Genomic DNA, 18,850 nt, shown 5'->3' with positions numbered 1-18,850 from the left:
GGGGTATGGATCTATGTTTGAACGCGTTCTGTCGTTTCTCAGGGATTTGCCGGCCGGTGCCGGCACGCGTGCCAGCACGGACGATCCGCGCATCGCCGCCTCGGCGCTGCTCTACCATGTGATGAATGCCGATGGCGTGCGCCAGGATGTCGAGTGGGAGCGGTTCAAGGCGGTGCTGGCGGAGAGCTATTCGATCAGCGGCGCCGAACTCGAAGCGCTTGCCGCCGCCGGCGAGCGGGCCGACAATGAGGCGATCGATCTCTATGCCTTCACCAGCGTCCTGAAGCGCCATCTCGATGCCGATGCGCGCAAGGCCTTCATCGGCCTGATGTGGGAAATCGTCTATGCCGACGGCGAGTTGCACGAGCTCGAGGACAACACCGTCTGGCGCGTCGCCGAGCTGATCGGCGTCGAACGCCATGATCGCGTCGAGGCGCGCCGCAAGGCGGCGGCGCACGCGCCGGGCGCCACCGGAACATCGAGCGACGAATAGGATCTTCGCTTCCCATGCCGCGCCAAACGAGTTCGAAGCCAAAGATCCTGATCGTGCTGCATCAGGAGAGTTCGAGCCCGGGACGTGTCGGACACATGTTGCTGGAAGAAGGGTTCGATCTCGATATCCGCCGGCCGCCGCTTGGCGACGCCTTGCCCGAAACACTGGACGACCACGCCGGCACGGTGGTGTTCGGCGGCCCGATGAGCGCCAATGACGAGGACGAGTTCGTTCGCCGCGAGACCAACTGGCTGGAAATACCGCTGAGGGAGAACCGGCCATGTCTCGGCATCTGTCTCGGCGCGCAGATGCTGGTCAACTGTCTCGGCGGTAAGGTCGAGGGTCACGGTGAAGGGCTGGTCGAGGTCGGCTGGTATCCCCTGAAGGCGACCGAAGCCGGCAAGCAACTGATGCACTGGCCGGAGATGGTCTACCAGTTCCACCGCGAGGGTTTTTCGCTGCCCAGGGACGCGACGCTGCTGGCGACCGCCGAAACCTATCCCAACCAGGCCTTCCGCTACGGCGACAATGCCTGGGGCATCCAGTTCCACGGCGAACTGACCAGGGTGATGATGCAGCGCTGGGTGGTGCGCGGCGCGCATCGCTTCGAATTGCCCGGCGCCCAGCCCGGCCGCGACCATCTCGGCGGCCGGCTGATCTGGGACATGCATCTCAAGCGCTGGCTGGACGAGTTCCTGCGGATGATTTTCGGCAAGCCGAGCGATAGCTAATGCATGTCGCCCAAAAGTGACCTCTGTGTTGGGAAGACGACATGCATAAAACAAAGATCTAAAGCGCGGCGCGTGAATCTGTTTCGACGCGACGCCTTTTAAGGTTCGAGCACCGGCCGCAGGAAGCTGCGCTCGTAGCTGAGAATGCTGCGATTGCGTTTTTCCATTTCAAACACTTCCTGGCATTCCGGGTCGGCAGCCATACGCTTGCGATAGTCCTCGTAGGCGGCGAGGCTCGGGAAGCTGAACATGGCAAAAGCGACATTGTTAGCCCCCTCGCTCGGAAGGAAATAGCCGTGATGGTTTCCGCCGAGGCGGTTGACCAGGCCTATCCAGCGACGGCCATAGTCTTCGAACTCGGCAAGCTTGTAGGGGTCGATGACATATTTCAGGTAGCAAGTGATCATGGGAGCTCCTGTGTATAGGCGAGGCATGTCGGCTGTCAGCCGTAAGAGATCAGTTGCGTCCGTTGAGGTGGCGCACCTTGCGCAGTTGCGGGAACAGCACCATCCACAGGCCCGCGACGGCGATGGCGCCGATGCCGCCGATCACCACGGCCGGCACCGTGCCGATCAGTGCGGCCATCGTGCCGGCGCGGAATTCGCCGACCTCGTTGGAGGCTCCGACAAAGACCTGGTTGACGGCGTTGACGCGGCCGCGCACCTCGTCGGGCGTCCACAGCTGGATCAGGGTCTCCCTGATGTAGACGCTGAACATATCGGTGGCGCCAAGGAAGACCAGCGCCACGATCGACAGCCAGGTGATGGTGGAAAGGCCGAACAGCACGGTGAAGGCGCCGAACGAGGCGGCGGCGGCCAGCATGATCATGCCCGCGTGGTTGCGGAGCGGATGCCCGGCCAGCCAGATGGCGACGCAAATGGCGCCGATGCTGGGCGCCGATCGCAGCAGGCCGAGACCCCAGGGGCCGAGCTGGAGGATGTCGCGCGCATAGACCGGCAGCAGCGCCGAGGCGCCGGACAGGAGCACGGCGAACAGATCGAGCGAGATGGCGCCGAGCACGATCTTCTCGCTCCAGATGTAGCTGAACCCGCCGAGCAGGTGCTGCATCGTCGGCTTGTCCGACTCGGTGCGCTGCGACGGCTTCGGGATGGTGAAGATCAGCAGCCCGGACACGAGCATCAGGACGGCCGCGGTTCCGTAGGCCGCTTCCGGCGACACGCCGTAGAGCAGGCCGCCGGCTACCGGGCCGACGATGGTCGCCGTCTGCCAGGCCGATGAATTCCAGGCGATGGCGTTGGCGAAATCCTGAGGCGGCACCAGATTGGCGAACAGCGAGGCGGAGGCCGGACCGAAAAAGGCGCGGGCGACGCCGAACATGGCCAGCACGCAGAAGATCGGCAGCGGCCCGCTGATGCCGCGCAGCGTCAGGAACAGCAGCGCCAGCGCGCACATCGCCTCCACCACGACCGCCAGCGCCATGATCAGGCGGCGGCCGAAGCGATCAGCGACGACGCCGGTGACCAGCACCAGAAGCAGCGACGGCAGGAACTGGACGATGCCGACAAGGCCGAGATCGAGCGGGTCGCGGGTCAAATCGTACATCTGCCAGCCGACCGCGACAGACACGATCATGGTGGCGAATGTGGTGAGGAAACGCGCCGCCCAATAGCTCAGGAAGGAGCGATGGCGAAACGCGGCATAGCGCTGGTCCGGCGATATCTGTTCTGCTGTCATGATTTAAGAGGCCCCGTTGCAGTGACGTCAGCTGGCGGGGCACTTCCACGATGGGCGCTGGTCCGGCTGGCGGAACTTTTTAGCTCAGTTCGCAGCGGATATGCGTCAAAATCAGTGCTGGATCAAGGAATTTTCAGCCCGTTTCATCGCCGGCACGCGGTAGTTACTGCCGCAGCGCGGCGGAGATGGCATCAAGGCCGCCGCGCAATTCGGCTTCCGTCGGCCAGCCAAAGCCGACGCGGAAGAAGCGCTTCTCCATCTCGAACCAGTGGCCGGGTCCGACATAGGTGCCATGGTTTTCCAGCAGGTCCGTATAGAACCGGTCGAGGTCGAAGCCGGTTTCGATATCGATGCGCGGGAAGCCGACGACGCCGCCTTCGGGCCGCACCCAGTCGACCAGCGGTTCGCGGTCGATCCAGGCCTGGACGATGTCGCGGCGCCCCGCCATTTCGGGCAGCAATGTCGCCAGGAAGACGTCCCGGCGTTCGAGCATGCCGCGGGCGATGCCTTCGTCGATGACGCTGCCGCAGATGCCGATCTGCTCCTTGGCGGCGAGGAATTTTTCCTGAAGCTCAGCGTCCCTGGTGATCAGCCAACCGATGCGGATACCGGGAATGCCGAAGGCCTTGGACAATGACGAGACGCTGATCGCCTTCGGGCTCAGCGAGGCAGCAATCGGCAGCCGCCGGCCGTAGGAAAGGTCGCGATAGGTCTCGTCGACCAGCAGACGGCAGTTGCTGCTTTCGGCAAGCGCCACCAGGGCATCGAGTTCAGCTCGGCTCATCATCGTGCCGGTCGGGTTGTGCGGGCAGGTGACGCTGATCAGCTTCGTGTCCGGCCGCATCGCCGCCTTGACGCGCTCGACATCAATGGCGAAGCCTTCCTCGAAGGCCAGGTCGACAAAGCTGATGGCGCAGCCGATCGCCCTTGGGGTTTCGATGTTGGTGGCGTAGTTGGGCCTGATGACGACGAGATGGTCATTGGCCGACAAAAGCGAGGTCGAGATGATGAACAGCGCACCCGCGGCACCGGCGGTGACCAGGACATCATCCGGCGAAATGCCGGCATCCTGCGCCGATATTAGTGCACGCAACTGCTTGTCGCCGCGATGCTCGCCATAGAAAAGCGTGAGATCAGGCAGCGACAGGCCGATGTCGGAGAGCTTCTGGTCGGCGATCGAACTTTCCGAAAGATTGTAGCGGATACGGTCGTAGCCGTATTCTTCCGGCGCTTCTTTCTCGATCACCATCCTGGTGTAGTTCATGGCTCGCTCCCCAAGGCCCCGTCCGTCCATCCAAGCCATAAAAACATCAAGCCTGCCAAGGCGGATTCGCCGGCAGGCTTCTGTTCCAGTCGTCCTAACTGTTGGCTCAGGACTGAACTAGATCTCTGCTTTAGGCAGGTCGTCGTCCCAAAACCGCTGCGCACTTTTGGGCGACATGCCTCAGGCCGAGGCCTTGGCCTTCCTGCCCTTGGCGGGTGCCTTCACCGGGGCCGCCTTGCGGCCGAGGCCGATCGATTTCGCCAGCAGCGAACGCGAGGCCGCGTAGTTGGGAGCGACCATCGGATAGTCCGACGGCAAGCCCCATTTGGCGCGATAGGCGTCCGGCGTCAGGCCGAAATGCACGCCCAGGTGACGCTTCAGCGATTTGAACTTCTTGCCGTCTTCGAGGCAGATGATGAAATCGGGCGTCACCGACTTCTTGGGGTTGACCGCCGGGACCAGGGGGGCAGCCACCGGGACCGCAGGCTTGCCGAGCCCGTTTATCGAGGCGCTGACGCTGGCGATGAGGTCGGCCAGGCCGGAGGCGGGCAAGCGGTTCTTCTCGACGTAAGCGGACACGATGTGAGCGGTCAGCTCGAGCAGATCGATGTCTTTACGGGCACTGTTGCTATCGTCGGTCACTCTATTTCTCCGTCTACAGCGAATGACCTGAAAATCGGATTCGACTTCCGGAAAGGATCATGCGCGAAATCAAAATGCTATGGCGTCCTTCGTGCGTCCACGGGACGAATGGCGTTGGTGTAGCGCGGAATTCCTAGTCGGCAAATCTGCGTATTGCAACGACTTGATGGCATATCACACGTTATTTTGAACAACTATATTAAACAATAACAGCATCAGACTATCAGCGCCTTGTCGCGCCACAAACGAAACCCGCCTTCGAAGGCGCGTGTGTTGTCGCCGCGCCTCGAGTCGGCGGGCAATTCATCGAGCTTGTCGACGTTGCCGCCGCCAATCACGACATAGTCCGGCTGCATGGCGGCACGGAGCCGGTCGACGACGTCGAAGACGTATTTGCGCCATTTCTTCTTGCCGCGCTTTTCCAGGCCGCGTTCGCCGACATAATCCTCGAAACTCTTGCCCTTCTTGTAGGGCAGATGCGCGAGTTCCATCGGTTGGGCGACGTTGTCGGCAATCATCGCCGCACCGAGCCCGGTGCCGAGCCCGAGGAACAGCATGCGCCCGCCCTCGTAGCTGCCGATGGCCTGCATCAGCGCGTCATTGACCACTTTCACCGGTTTGCCGAACGCACCCGCAAAGTCGAATCCAGCCCAGCCCGTGCCGAGATTGGCGGGGTCGGCGAGCGGCCTGTTGTGATTGACCGGGCCGGGATAGCCCATCGAGACGACGTCGTAGGACAGGCCTTCGGCGAGCTTGTTGACCGTATCGATCATCTGCCGCGGCGTCAGGCCCGGCCCCGAATCGGCGCGGCGCTCCTCGTCCCCGGCGCTGGTGAGGATCTTGACGTGCGAGCCGCCGATGTCGATCGTGAGCACGATTTTTTCAGTGTCCGGCTTCTCGGTGCCCGATGCTGGTTGCTTCACTTTCTTGGCCATCGTGTGATCCTCTCACTTCACCGGATCGATCCAGCCATTGGGCGGTCCGAACCCGGCCATGACGTCCGCGGGTCCCCATGTGAGCGGCTCGTAGAGGTGCGGCGGCGTGGTGTCGCCAAGCACCGGGCCGACGATGCGCCAGGCCAGTTCGCTGGCGTCCTGGCGGGTGAACAGCTGGCCGTTGCCGTTCATGGCATCACCGATCAGCCGCTCGTAGGGCGGCATGTCGCTTTTGCTGTCGTCGAGCGCCGTCAATTCGACCTGCTCGCCGATCATGTCGTCGCCCGGCGCCTTGCGCTGTGCTCCGATGGCGATCACCACCTGCGGGTCGATGCGGAAGCGGACGTAGTTCTGGTCGGCGGGCTTGATCGGATCGAAGACATCGAGCGGCGGCCGCTTCAGCCGCACCACCACTTCGGTGACGTGCACCGGCATGTTCTTGCCGGCGCGGATGAAAAACGGCACGTCCTGCCAGCGCCAGGTGTCGACGAAGAAACGCACCGCCGCGAAGGTCTCGACGGGCGAGTTCGGCGCTACGCCGGGTTCGGCGAGATAGCCGGTGAACTGGCCACGCACGACATCGTCTTTTGTCAGCGTCCTGATCGCGCGCAGCACCTGCACCTTCTCGTCGATCAGGTCATCGGCGGAACGGCCGACAGGCGGCTCCATGGCAAGCAGCAACAGGATGTTGAGCAGATGGTTCTCGATGACGTCCCTGATGCAGCCGACATCGTCATAGAAACGGCCACGTCCCTCGACGCCGAAATCCTCGGCCATGGTGATCTGCACGCTCTCGACGTAGTTGCGGTTCCAGATCGGCTCGAGGAAGGAATTGGCGAAGCGGAAATAGAGCAGGTTCTGGATCGCTTCCTTGCCCAGATAATGGTCGATACGGAAGATCGACTGTTCGTCGAACACCAGATGCAGGACGCGGTTCAGCCAGCGCGCCGATTGCAGGTCGTGACCGAAGGGCTTTTCCACCATCAGCCGCGCGCCATGCGCGGTGCCTGATTGCTCCAGCCCCTGGACGACGGTCTCGAACATGGTCGGCGGCACCGCCATGTAGTGCAGCGGCCGCTGTGCGGTGCCGAGCGCGCTCTTCAGTTTCTCGAACGTCGCTCCATCGCGGTAGTCACCGCTGACGTAGCGCAGCAGCGAGGCGAATTTGGCGAACGCTTTCTCGTCGATCTTGCCGAGCGCATTGACGATGCCGTCACGGGCGCGCGCCTGCAACTGCTTGAGGTCCCAGGCATCGAAGGCGACGCCGATCACCGGTTCGGTGAGCGTGCCCTTGGCGACCATCTGGTAAAGGGCTGGAAATATCTTCTTGTGGGCGAGGTCGCCGGTTGCCCCGAAGAGCACCAGCGTGTCGGATCGTTCCTGGCTCATGCGCGTGTCTTTCCCCGTGTCGTCACTTGCCGGCCTTCGGCTTCTCGACATGGCCGCCAAAGGCATAGCGCATGGCGGAGAGCAGCTTGTCGGCGAATTCGGATTCGCCCTGCGAGGAGAAGCGGTCGAACAGCGCCGAGGACAGCACCGGAGCCGGCACGCCGGTGTCGATAGCCGCCTTCAGGGTCCAGCGGCCTTCGCCGGAATCCGAGACGCGGCCGCCGAAATTCACCAGGCCCGGATCGCTTTTCAAGGCGCCGGCCGTCAGGTCGAGCAGCCAGGAGCCGATAACGCTGCCATGCCGCCAGACCTCGGCCACCTGGGGAAGGTCGATGTCGAACTGGTAGTATTGCGGGTTTTCCAGCGGACTGGTCTCGGCGTCCGCCGTCCGTTGCCGCTTGCCGGCATTGGCCGACTTCAGGATGTTCATGCCTTCGGCATAGGCGGCCATGACGCCATATTCGATGCCGTTGTGCACCATCTTGACGAAGTGGCCGGCGCCGCTCGGTCCGCAATGCAGATAGCCGAAGGGTGCAGTCCCGGCATCCCTGGGCGGATTGGAGCCGGCATCGGCGCCCGGTGCCAGCGTGGCGAAGATCGAATCGAGGTGCTGCACCGCCACGTCTGGACCGCCGATCATCAGGCAGTAGCCACGTTCCAGGCCCCAGACGCCGCCACTGGTGCCGACATCGACAAGATGGATACCCTTGCCGGCCAGTTTCGCGGCCTGGTCGACGGCGTCGTGGTAATAGGAATTGCCGCCGTCGATGACGATGTCGCCGGGCTCCATCAGGGCCGCCACCTGGTCGATGATCCTGCCGGTGATCGCCGCCGGCAGCATCAGCCACACACAGCGCGGCTTGGCCAGCTTGCCGACGAATTCTTCCATCGAGGCCGCCCCTGACGCGCCGTCGGTCACCAAGGCGGCGACGCTCGCCGGGTTGATGTCGTAGACGACGCATTCGTGGCCGTCGCGCATCAGGCGCCGGACCATGTTGGCGCCCATCCGGCCCAGTCCCATCATTCCGATCTGCATGGTTTCGTCCCTGTTTCCTAAGAGATTTGCGGGGTTTATCGAGGGAAGGTCTACTGGCTATGATCTACTGGCCATCTTGGTCGCCCGATATGACGGAGAAGTCGACATTCTCCCAATCGCCGGTTGCGGGCCAGAAAAAAGTGAAGATCAGCGTGCTTCCCTCGGAGAGGCTTGCCGCGGGCAGATCGGCAAGATGGATGCCGAAGGCGTTCTCCACCGTCTGGCTGTCATGGGCGGTTGCCCAGTTGTCAGTGCTCCAGTGGACTGTAGCCGGGTCCAACAATTCGACACGCAGCGTCTTGCCCTCCGGCATGGTGCGGATCTTGTTGTTGAACCGCCAGGTTCTGAACGGCGATACGGTCTTGTCCTCGATATAGCGCTGGACGCCTTGCGGCGGCATGTCGAAGACCGCGCTGTCGCGCAGCGAGCGCAACAGCTTGATATGCTCCGAATGCGCCCAGACCAGCGGCATGGCGCTGCCCGAGGGGCGGCCATGCAGCAGTTCGCGTTCCGGCAGATCGGCGCCGTCCCAGACCTGCTCCGGCAACAGGCCGACTGGGCCTGCGGACCTTTCAAGCGTCGCCAGCAGGCTGACCGCGATTTCCTTGCGCCCCGCTGCCAGCTCATAGTGGGCGCGTTCGCCGGCCAACAGCGGCCAGGGGCGACCCTGGCCGGTGCCATCGAAAGCTGCGCCGTCTTCGTGCTCGCCATAGCCATCGCCATTGTAGCGATACCAGAGCGGCCCTTGCGGCAGATCGCAGCGCAATTGCGCGTCGATGACCTTGACCGTGTCTGTCATGCGCGGGTCGTCAGCCGCCCGCAGACCGAAGCGCACCAGCGCCAGCGCATCCGGGCTGACGATCTCCTTGGCGGGCCGATCCGTGTCGCCGGGCGGCCGGTTCTTGATTGGGACATAGCCGTCCTTCGGTGAACTGGCCTCGGCGCTGTCGGGTGATGCTATGCGGACATAGTAGCCTTCGACGCCGACTTGATTGCAGGTCGCCGTGCCGGTGACGTAGGTCCAGCGCTCGACCTGGTCGTTCCAGACGTCTGATGTCTCGCGCAGGTAGGTCGCGGCGTCTGTCTTGCCGCAGGCGTCGAGCAGGTCTGCCGCGGCAAGCAGTGCGGCGATTTCGACGGCGAGCGTGAACGGGCTGTAGCCGGCATCCTCTTCCCAGCGGTCTTCGCCGGTGACGGGTCCGTTGCACACGACATAGCCGGCGGCGCGCTCGATCATCGGCAGGAAGGTCATGAGCCTGGCGCGCGGCAAATGGCCGGTGCGGCGCAAAGCATCGGCCAGCAGCAGCGGAAAGGCGCATTCGTCCATCTGGATGCCGGGCCAATAGGCCGATCCGTCGAGCCAGGCGTTCTGCGGCCAATGGCCGTCCGGCTGCTGGATGGAACTGAGGTAATCGAGGATTTGCAGGGCCGAGGCAGCATCGCCGGCAGCAAGAAAGCCGCCCGCCGTCTCGACCAGATCGCGCGGCCAGACCAGATGGTAGCCGCCGAGGTCGTCGTCACCCTTGTTGAAGCCCCACGGGATCGACAGGCTGGCGACCGCGGCGCCCGGTGTCGCGATCGACCGGTGCGTCGCCAGTACCGCCGTCGAGACACGATAGAAGTTGATCCCGGGCACCGCGTGCCGGTCGTCGAGCGGCAGCAAACCCTTTTGCCAATTGCGCCAGTTCTGGAGGTAGGATTTCGCCGCGGGTTCAAAACCCTGCTTCAGGCTGGCGAAAGCATGTTCCGTGGCCTCGTCTGATGTCGCGCCAAACCCAAGCGCCAGCAAGGCCTTGGTCTCTGTGGCGGAAAAGCCGATCTCGCCCGTCAGCGCGACATTGCCGTCCTCGGCCCGCTGGCAAGCTGGATCGAGTTCTCCGGTGTTGTGGAGTTGCTGCCAGCCGTCGGAAAAGCCGACATAGCCGGCCGAACCGGTTTTCCAGGGCAGCGACGAAGCCAGCGCCAGGAAAGAGCCGCGCCCCGAGGCGAACAGCACGGGCTTTCCCTCGTGCTCGCCGACCCATGCGGTGTTGCCCATGCCGGCATTGACCAGATGCGGCGCCAGAAGCGCGTAGACGCGGTAGTCACCGGGCACTCCTTTCAGCGCCGTGTAGGTGATTTCCTGCAGCAGCGCCGGGCGCGCCGGGTCGGCGAGGATGCGCTTTTCGATCCGCCAGGCGCCGTCGCTCGCCGTATTGACCAGCCGGTAGGCGGGCACGCCATCCTCGAACGGTTCGATCGTATGCACGGCATCGCGTTTCTCTTCCGAAAAATAGCCGCCGGGACCGGTGACGATCAAGCCGAGGTCGCGGGTGCAGGCGCTGTCGACACGCGGATAGTAGACTTCGTTGAGGATGCCGTGGCTGATCGTGAACCAGATCCGGCCGACCGGCGAAAGCGACGTTCCGACGCCACTCTTGGCGCTTGATGTCCAGCGCGCCGGGATTCCCGGGGCGCCCGGAGCAACGTTTTGCGTCACTGGCATTCTGTTCGGTCTCCTGGCCTCCTCCCTAGACCAGGACGCGAACCCTTTACAATCATTGCACCGCAAGTTGATCGGGCGGGGCCAATGGCAGGGCAACGAATTCGGGCTGACGGGTTTCTTCGGAGCCTTCGCCCGCGCATTGGCTGACGGAGCATCAAACGAAAAACCCGCCTGTGCGGCGGGTCATAGGCGCAAATCAGCACCATAGGCAAAAATGTACCATAGCTGAGGGCACCGAGTCAAGAAAAAATTCCTATTGCCGCCACAAGGCTGCCGACACCGCCGAGCTGTCGTCAGCTCTTTTGTCAAGCTGAGTGCGGGGCCCTATCGCCAACGGCGCCGTCGTTGACAGCGGCGGCGGCATGCGTCCACTATTTCGCGGCACGGGAGGATCGTGAAAACAATGGCGGAAGTGTCCCTGGTCCTGATCGACCGGCTGCTGGCGATATCGCGGGCGCTTGCCGGCCATATCGATCCCGGCACGGCGTTCCGCGCGACCGCCATCGAGATCGGCTCGCTCATTCCGCACGACCACATGGATCTGGCGGTGCTGTCGCATGACGGGCGCCGGCACGCCTGTTACGAAGCCGGCTTCCACACCAGCTGGAGCGAGCTTGCCCAGCATCCGCTGCCGACCGAAGTCAGCCCGATCCGCTCGGTGCTGTGGGGCGAAGTCCCCTATCTGCTCGCCGACGACGCGTTGAGCGACGAGCGGTTCCATTTCGCCACCGCTATCGACGGCCCGATCTTCGCCGCCAGGCTGCGCAGCCGCATCGTCGTGCCGCTCAGGGCGCGGGGCGGCATCATCGGCGCGCTCAACATCAGCCGGCACGAGGTCGACTGCTACACGCTTGCCGATGTCGCGGTCGCCCAGCAATGCGCCGACCTGATCGCGCCCTACATCTTCGCGCTGATCCAGACCGAGGAGGCGCGCCGCGCCATGCTGGCCGAGAGCGAGGCGCGCAACCGCGTCGAGCTGCTGCGCGTCGGCGCCTCGCAATTGACCGAAGGCATGGAGCGCGAACGCCGGCGCATGGCCATGGACCTGCATGACCAGACGCTTGCCGATCTCGCCCGCATCGCGCGCCAGCTTTCGGCGCTTCGCGGCCAGGGCGTGGCGCGGGCGGCACAGCTTGCCGATCTCGAAAAGGAGGTCGCCGGCTGCCTGACGGAACTGCGCCACATCGTCGACGACATGCGGCCGAGTGTGCTCGAACTGTTCGGCCTGCGCGACGCGGTCGAGGCGCATCTCAACCGCAGCGTCGCCAGGGCCAAGCCGCCGATCGCCGTGCGCATCGCCGACACCAGCGACGGTGGCGCCGACAGCCTGTCCGAGCCAGTGCGGACCGCGCTCTACCGGATCGTGCAGGAAGCGATCAACAATGCCGTGCGCCATGCCGCGCCGCACCGCATCGACGTGCTGCTGGCGTCGACCGCGAGCGTGCTGCGGGTGATCGTGACGGATGACGGCCAGGGCTGCGGCGCTGTTGATCCGGCCGCGTATGGCGGCATCGGCCATATGCACACGCGGGCAGCCCTTATCGGGGCGCGGCTGCGTATCGGCCAGGCCGGCCGCAAGAACGGCGGCACCCGTGTCGTCGTCGAGATCGACCGCCAGCCGTCGCGAGAATTGGCGGCGGCTGCAGCGGTGCCTGGCGAGTTCGCCGTATCGGAGGCCATGTGATGCTTGTGATGATAGCCGAGAATGACGGGCTGCACCGTAGCTTCGCGCGGCGAACGGTGGAGCAGCTGTGGCCCGGCGACGTCGAGGTGATCGAAGCGAGCGACGGCGAGGACGCCATCAACCTGGCGGCCGAACGCGAGCCGCTGCATGTCGTGCTCGATTTGCAGATGCCCAAGGCGACGGGAATCGAAGTTGCCAAGGCGATCTGGAACCGTCGCGCCGGCACGCACATCCTGTTCTGGTCGAATTTCGCCGACGAAGCCTATGTGCGCGGCGTGGCGCGCATCGTGCCGCCGGGCTCGGTCTATGGCTATGTGCTCAAATCGGCGACGGAGGAGGGCATGCGGTCCGCCCTGCGCGGGGTTTTCCGCGAAGGCCACTGCATCATCGACCGCGAGATCCGCGGCATCCAGCACCGCGTGCAGGACAAGTTCGAGGGCATCACCGACGGCGAATATGAGAGCCTGATCGACATCGCGCTCGGCCTGACCGACCGCGCCATCGCGGCACGCCGCGGCCTGTCGATCCGTGGCGCACAGAGCCGTATCAAGCATGTCTACGACAAGCTCGGCATCCTGCCGGCGGAGGACGGCGCCGGCGATGCTTCCGTGTTCAACTCGCGGACGCGGGCGATCTATCTCGCCATGGCGCGCGGCCTGATCAACATCGACGCACTGCGCCGCGAACAGGACCGGCTCGATGCCTGGCTGGCGGAGCACTGAAACAGCGGCGGCCACGCCCCGGAACATCGGAAGGTCCGGCGCATTGCTAGTGAACGCCAACTCAATGCCTGCGGACTCGAAGTGCGACCCTCAATCACAGATTCATGGCACCTGGTGCGTGAAAGCATAGTCGGCTTCATCAACGACAATGCGCTTAGCCATGGTGCGGCGATGGCCTTTTATGCCGCCACGTCGCTGGCGCCGATCTTGCTGATCGTGGTTGCGATCGCTGGTCTCGTCTTCGGCCACGATGCCGCACAATTGGCCTTGTCCGCGCAGATATCAGGGCTGATGGGACCGGAAAGCGCCGATCTCCTGAAGACTGCCTTGGAAAGTGCATCCGGCAGCCTATACGGCACCTGGGCCGCGATCATAGGGCTGGTCACCTTGCTGGTGGCCGCGTCTGGCGTTTTCGGCGAGATGCAGCAGTCGTTGAACACAATCTGGAAGATCGAACCGCAAGGCAACTCCCTGTCGCGTCTGGTGCGGGCGCGGGCCGCCAGTCTGGGATTGGTGGCCGCACTCGGGTTCCTGTTGCTGGTCTCTCTCATCGCAAGCGCCGCGATCTCGGCACTGGGCGCTTTCATCAACGCCCATCTGCCGTTCGGAACGATCATACTCAGCGGGATCAATGGCGTCGTTTCGTTTGCGCTTATCTCCGTGATGTTTGCCGCCATCTACAAGGTTTTACCCGATCGAACCCTGGAATGGCGCGATGTGGCAATTGGCGCTGTCGGGACCGCGGCCCTGTTCACACTGGGGAAATCGCTTATCGGCTGGTATATCGGCACCAGCGCGATTGCGTCTTCGTATGGCGCCGCCGGCGGACTGCTCGTCATACTGCTCTGGGTTTACTACTCGTCGGAAATTTTCCTTCTCGGTGCCGAGTTCACGCGGGCCTATTCCGTTCGGCACGGCAGCCGGTCCGATCTGAACACCTTGGTTCACAGCCCTCAACCCACGCAGCAAGACCCATTTCGCGCAGGGCAAAAATCCAACGCTGCCGGCGTGGTCGTGCTTGTGGCCGTAGCTTGCGCGAGCGCAACCCTGACCGCGCTTTTGCGGCGTGTTCGCCGGCCCTGATCTGGCGTCGCCCTATTCTATGCTCGATAGGCAGGGCCGACTGTGCAAACGCACACTCGGCCGTGCGCTTTGACCTGTATCGGCTCGTCGGTACCGCGCCTACGCTCTGCCCCAACAAGAAGACTGTATCGGGAAGCGTTCATGCCATTCGTCACCATGCGGAGCAGCACGGCTGTTCGCGCCGGGAGCCGATGATGTCGGTGTCGGCGCGTGCGCGCCATTCCGGCTTCGACGACGTCGTCGGCGATGCGACGATCGAAACGCTCGCGAGCGGCTTCGGCTTCCTCGAAGGGCCGGTCTGGCACCCCTACGAAAAATGGCTGGTCTTCTCCGACATTCCGGAAAGCCGGATGTATCGCCGCAATGCCGAGGGCGAGATCGAGCTGTTCCGCGCGCCGAGCCACAAGGCCAATGGCAACACGCTGGACCGCCAGGGGCGGCTGGTCACCTGCGAGCATGCGACGAGCCGGGTGACCCGCGCCGAGCCCAACGGCAGCGCGACGGTGCTTGCCACGCACCATCAGGGCAAGCAGCTCAACAGCCCGAACGACATCGTCGTCGCCACCGGCGGATCTATCTACTTCACCGATCCGGGCTATGGCCGGAAGGAATTCTATGGCGTGCCACGCCCGCAGGACCTGCCGTTCCAGGGCGTCTACCGCATCGATGGCGACGGCGCCCGGCTGACATTGCTGGCCGACGATTTCGGGCAGCCGAACGGGCTGTGCTTTTCGCTGGACGAGTCGCGGCTGTTCATCAACGACACCGAACGCGGGCACATCAGGGTGTTCGGCGTGGAAGCCAATGGCGACCTCAATGGCGGCGCGGTGTGGGCAGTGACCGAGGGCGAGGGGCCGGGAGCGCCCGACGGCATGAAGATCGACAGCCGCGGCAATCTTTACTGCACCGGTCCCGGCGGCATCCACATTTTCGACGCGTCGGGCGCCATTCTTGGCGTCATCCGGACGCCGGAAGATTGCGCGAATTTCACCTTCGGTGACGACGATTTGCAAAGCCTCTACATCACGGCGTCGACGTCGCTGTACCGGCTCAGGGTGCGCGTGCCGGGATTGAGACTGTTTTGAGCTCGCGACAATCCGTGCTCAAATCAGAGTTGAGGCCGGGGTCAAAGCCGGTGGGAATGCAGCAGTCAACACATCTGGGAGGATAACGACATGAAGAAACTGTTCGTTCTGGGCGCTCTGGCGGCAATGCTCGCCTCGGGCACGGCGCTGGCCGACACCAGTGGCAAGAAAATCGCTTTTTCCAACAATTATGCCGGCAATTCCTGGCGGCAGGCGATGCTCGACAGCTATGGCATCGTCACCAAGAAGGCGGTCGCCGACAAGATCGTCGGCGCGGCCGACATCTTCACCACCGCCGACAAGGAGGTGCCGACGCAGGCAGCACAGGTGCAGAACCTGATCCTGCAGGGCTATGACGCGATCGTCATCAACGCCGCCTCGCCGGATGCGCTCAACGGCGCCATCAAACAGGCTTGCGATGCCGGCATCGTCGTCGTCTCCTTCGACGGCACCGTGACCGAACCTTGCGCCTACCGTGTCGTCGTCGACTTCAAGGACATGGGCAAGCAGGAAATCGAGCAGATGGCCAAGTTCCAGCCCAAGGGCGGCAATCTTCTGGAAATCCGTGGGCTTGCCGGGACCTCGATCGACGATGCCATCCATGCCGGCATCCTCGAAGGCGTCGCCGCCCATCCCGAGTTCAAGATCGTCGGTTCGGTGACCGGCGACTGGGACCAGACGACGGCGCAAAAGGCGGTGGCGACCATCCTGCCGTCGCTGCCCGACATCGTCGGCGTCGTCGACCAGGGCGGTGACGGTTACGGTGCGGCCCAGGCCTTCGCCGCGGCCGGCAAGCCGCGTCCGACCATCATCATGGGCAACCGCCAGGACGAGCTGCAGTGGTGGAAGGAACAGAAGGACAAGGACGGCTACCAGACCTGGTCGGCCTCGATCGCGCCCGGCGTGTCGTCCCTGGCCTTCTGGGTGGCGCAGCAGGTGCTCGACGGCCGCACCGACATTCCGCACGATCTGCTGGTGCCGTACCTGGCCTTCACACAGGACGATTTCGAGGCCGAGCTGCCGAAGATCCCCAAGGGCGGCGTCGCCAGCCACGAATACACGCAGGAAGACGCGATCGCGGCCATCAAAGCCAACATCAAGTGAATGTCACGGCAGCGTTGCCGTCCGTATCGCCGAGCGGATATCGTTGAGCATGCCTGAAGGGAACGCTGACATCATCAGACTGAACGGCGCCGAAAAGCATTTCGGCGCCGTTCGCGCACTGGGCGGCGTCGATTTTCACGTCAGCCCCGGCGAGTGCGTCGGTCTCGTCGGCCATAATGGCGCCGGCAAATCGACGCTGATGCACATGGTGGCGGGCACGCTGGTGCCCGACAGCGGGCAGATCGGCGTGCATGGCGACACCGAGGACAACTACTCGGTGTCGCGCGCGCAGCAGCTCGGCATACGCTGCGTGTTCCAGGAACTGTCGCTGTGCCCCAATCTCAGCGTCGCCGAGAACACGCGCATCAACCACGCTTCGCTGCGCGGATTTGGCTGGCGGCGCAAGGCGGCCGAGTTGATCGCCGCCAAGCTCGACGAGATCTTTCCGGGCCACAGCATTTCGGCGGCGGACATCGTCGGCGACCTGTCGATCGGCCGGCGCCAGATGGTCGAGGTGGCGCGCGCCTTCACCGCCACTCAGGACCGGCTCGACCTCGTCATCCTCGACGAGCCGACCTCGTCGCTCGACGCGCATACGGCGGGCCAATTGCTGGCCTTCGTGCGCCGCTTCGTTGCCGGCGGTAAAAGCTGCATCCTGATCTCGCATGTGCTGGGCGAGGTGCTGCGCAACGCCGACCGCATCGTGGTGATGCGCGACGGCAAGGTGGTTGTCGCCGACGCCGCCAGCGCCTTCGACCGCGACCGGCTGGTGACGGCGATGGGCGGCGCGGAAGCGCGCCAGAAGATTGCGGCGCAAATCGCGGCTGCCAAGCCCGCCGCCAGTCCGCTGCGGGTTCGGGCGCGGCCCGCTGCGCAGAAGGACGGCACCGACCTTGTCGCCTGTGCCGGGGAGATCATCGGCCTTGCCGGGCTGGCTGGCCACGGCCAGACTGACCTGCTGCTGGCGATCTTCGCTGCGGCGTCGCGGGCCCGAACCGGCATCGAGGTGACGGCACCTGTGGCGCTGGTCGCCGGCGACCGTCAGTCGGACGGCATTTTCCCGCAATGGTCGATTGCTGAGAATATCGGCATCCGCTCGCTGGCGCGGCTGCGCAGCGGGCTGTTGATCTCGCCGCAGCGCGAGGCGGAGCTTGCTGCATTCTGGCAAAAGAAGATCGGCATCCGCACGCCGGATATGAACAACAACATCTTTTCACTGTCGGGCGGCAACCAGCAGAAGGCGCTGTTTGCGCGTGCGCTCGGCTCGGACGCGCAGATCGTGCTGATGGACGACCCGATGCGCGGCGTCGACATCGGCACCAAGCTGGAGGTCTACGACCTCGTGCGCGAAGAGGCCGCCCGAGGCCGCACCTTCCTCTGGTACACCACGGAAACCGAAGAGCTCGACAATTGCGACCACATCTATGTCTTCAAGAACGGCCGCATCGTCGCCAATCTGCGCCGCGACGAGTTGACCGAAGAGAAGATCATCCAGTCCTCCTTCGGCGATGCGGCCTGAGATGACGGCCGCCAGCCTCGACACCGCCGCCAGGACATCCGCCGAACGTGGCGCGCTTGCCCGCGCGCGCCTGCTGCGCGGGCTGCTGCCCGCGCTGTCGCTGGCGCTGGTGCTGCTCGCCATCGCCTGGCTCAACCCGCGCGCCATCAGCTATTTCGGCTTCAGCCTGATGCTGAACCTGGCAATCCCGATCGCCCTGGCGACGATCGCGCAGATGTTCGTCATTGCCGGCAACGAGCTCGACCTGTCGATCGGCACCTTCGTCGGCTTCGTCGGCTGCGTCACGGCGACCTGGCTGAAGGACGCGCCGCTCATCGGTGCCGCCATCCTGCTCGGATCGATCGGTGTCTATGCGCTGCTCGGCGCGCTGATCCATCTGCGCAATTTGCCTTCCATCGTGGTGACGCTCGGCATGAGCTTCGTCTGGCAGGGCCTCGCCATTCTCGTTTTGCCCAAACCCGGCGGCAAGGCGCCGGACTGGCTGCTCGGGCTGATGGCGTTCAAGCCGCCTTTCGTGCCGTTCCCGATCATCGCCGCGCTGCTGATCGGCCTCATCGTTCATTTTGGCCTGATGCGCACCTCCTACGGCGTGATCCTGCGCGGGTCCGGCGGCAATCCGGCGGCACTCGGGCGCGCCGGCTGGTCGCTGCTCAAGACCAAGATCGTGCTGTTTGCGCTCGCGGGTCTGTTCGGCGTGCTGTCCGGCATGGCGCTGATCGGCATCACCACCTCGGCCGATGCCAATATCGGCAATGGCTACACGCTGCTGGCGATCGCCGGCGTCATCCTCGGCGGCGGCGAATTCGTCGGCGGCCGGGTATCGCCGATAGGTGCTGTGATCGGCGCGCTGACGCTGGCGCTGGCCGCATCGCCATTGCTCACCTTCATGCACATCCCGCCCGACTGGCAGGTGGCCGCCAACGGCGCCATCCTGATCATCGTGCTGGCGGCGCGGGTGCTGATCAGCCGCAAGGAGAGGTGAG

General features: G+C 64.2%; 17 protein-coding genes. 9 read left to right on the top strand and 8 right to left on the bottom strand.

Going from position 1 to position 18,850, the window contains the following annotated elements; genetic code table 11:
- Positions 1 to 13 precede the first annotated feature (13 nt).
- Positions 14 to 493: a TerB family tellurite resistance protein gene (locus X735_RS151555; protein WP_023811225.1), complete on the top strand. Its 480-nt coding sequence runs from the start codon at positions 14 to 16 to the stop codon at positions 491 to 493.
- A 14-nt stretch (positions 494 to 507) separates the two neighbouring features.
- Positions 508 to 1,224, top strand: a complete 717-nt coding sequence (locus X735_RS151560) for a glutamine amidotransferase (RefSeq protein ID WP_023811224.1) — start codon at positions 508 to 510, stop codon at positions 1,222 to 1,224.
- 98 nt (positions 1,225 to 1,322) lie between these two features.
- On the opposite strand, the gene X735_RS151565 is transcribed toward X735_RS151560, so the two are convergent.
- The 8 genes from X735_RS151565 to X735_RS151600 form a co-directional block, all read right to left on the bottom strand.
- Positions 1,323 to 1,631 carry an NIPSNAP family protein gene (locus tag X735_RS151565; RefSeq protein ID WP_023811223.1) on the bottom strand — a complete coding sequence of 103 codons (309 nt, stop codon included), beginning with the start codon at positions 1,629 to 1,631 and terminating at the stop codon, positions 1,323 to 1,325.
- Between the two features lie 49 nt (positions 1,632 to 1,680).
- A complete protein-coding gene (locus X735_RS151570) occupies positions 1,681 to 2,919 on the bottom strand; it encodes an MFS transporter (protein ID WP_023811222.1) in 1,239 nt (412 codons plus the stop codon).
- A 163-nt stretch (positions 2,920 to 3,082) separates the two neighbouring features.
- On the bottom strand, positions 3,083 to 4,183 hold the full coding sequence (locus X735_RS151575; protein ID WP_023811221.1) for an aminotransferase class I/II-fold pyridoxal phosphate-dependent enzyme: 1,101 nt from the start codon (positions 4,181 to 4,183) through the stop codon (positions 3,083 to 3,085).
- 180 nt (positions 4,184 to 4,363) lie between these two features.
- Entirely contained in the window at positions 4,364 to 4,825 is a 462-nt protein-coding gene (locus tag X735_RS151580; RefSeq protein ID WP_023811220.1) for a MucR family transcriptional regulator, read from the bottom strand.
- Between the two features lie 215 nt (positions 4,826 to 5,040).
- A complete protein-coding gene (locus X735_RS151585; RefSeq protein ID WP_023811219.1) occupies positions 5,041 to 5,760 on the bottom strand; it encodes an ROK family protein in 720 nt (239 codons plus the stop codon).
- 12 nt (positions 5,761 to 5,772) lie between these two features.
- Positions 5,773 to 7,149, bottom strand: a complete 1,377-nt coding sequence (zwf, locus tag X735_RS151590; protein ID WP_023811218.1) for a glucose-6-phosphate dehydrogenase — start codon at positions 7,147 to 7,149, stop codon at positions 5,773 to 5,775.
- Positions 7,150 to 7,171: 22 nt separating this feature from the next.
- On the bottom strand, positions 7,172 to 8,185 hold the full coding sequence (gene gnd / locus X735_RS151595; protein ID WP_023811217.1) for a phosphogluconate dehydrogenase (NAD(+)-dependent, decarboxylating): 1,014 nt from the start codon (positions 8,183 to 8,185) through the stop codon (positions 7,172 to 7,174).
- A 64-nt stretch (positions 8,186 to 8,249) separates the two neighbouring features.
- Positions 8,250 to 10,670: a glucan 1,4-alpha-glucosidase gene (locus X735_RS151600; RefSeq protein ID WP_023811216.1), complete on the bottom strand. Its 2,421-nt coding sequence runs from the start codon at positions 10,668 to 10,670 to the stop codon at positions 8,250 to 8,252.
- A gap of 403 nt (positions 10,671 to 11,073) precedes the next feature.
- Between X735_RS151600 and X735_RS151605 the strand changes: the two genes are divergently transcribed.
- From X735_RS151605 to X735_RS151635, 7 genes are all read left to right on the top strand, one after another.
- Positions 11,074 to 12,354, top strand: a complete 1,281-nt coding sequence (locus X735_RS151605; protein ID WP_023811215.1) for a histidine kinase — start codon at positions 11,074 to 11,076, stop codon at positions 12,352 to 12,354.
- On the top strand, positions 12,354 to 13,076 hold the full coding sequence (locus tag X735_RS151610) for a response regulator transcription factor (protein ID WP_023811214.1): 723 nt from the start codon (positions 12,354 to 12,356) through the stop codon (positions 13,074 to 13,076). Before X735_RS151605 ends, X735_RS151610 begins: the two co-directional genes overlap by 1 nt.
- A 171-nt stretch (positions 13,077 to 13,247) precedes the next feature.
- Entirely contained in the window at positions 13,248 to 14,159 is a 912-nt protein-coding gene (locus X735_RS151615) for a YihY/virulence factor BrkB family protein (protein WP_245273214.1), read from the top strand.
- 62 nt (positions 14,160 to 14,221) lie between these two features.
- Positions 14,222 to 15,244: an SMP-30/gluconolactonase/LRE family protein gene (locus tag X735_RS151620; protein ID WP_245273213.1), complete on the top strand. Its 1,023-nt coding sequence runs from the start codon at positions 14,222 to 14,224 to the stop codon at positions 15,242 to 15,244.
- Between the two features lie 90 nt (positions 15,245 to 15,334).
- Positions 15,335 to 16,348: an ABC transporter substrate-binding protein gene (locus X735_RS151625; RefSeq protein WP_023811211.1), complete on the top strand. Its 1,014-nt coding sequence runs from the start codon at positions 15,335 to 15,337 to the stop codon at positions 16,346 to 16,348.
- Between the two features lie 49 nt (positions 16,349 to 16,397).
- On the top strand, positions 16,398 to 17,867 hold the full coding sequence (locus X735_RS151630) for a sugar ABC transporter ATP-binding protein (protein ID WP_023811210.1): 1,470 nt from the start codon (positions 16,398 to 16,400) through the stop codon (positions 17,865 to 17,867).
- A 1-nt stretch (position 17,868) separates the two neighbouring features.
- Positions 17,869 to 18,849, top strand: coding sequence for an ABC transporter permease (locus X735_RS151635; protein ID WP_023811209.1), 981 nt, complete (start codon positions 17,869 to 17,871; stop codon positions 18,847 to 18,849).
- Position 18,850: the final 1 nt, after the last annotated feature.

Source organism: Mesorhizobium sp. L2C084A000, assembly GCF_000502875.1.
Taxonomy (GTDB): Bacteria; Pseudomonadota; Alphaproteobacteria; order Rhizobiales; family Rhizobiaceae; genus Mesorhizobium.
Note: the sequence above shows the minus strand (reverse complement) of the source record. Positions and strands in the feature narration are given on the sequence as shown.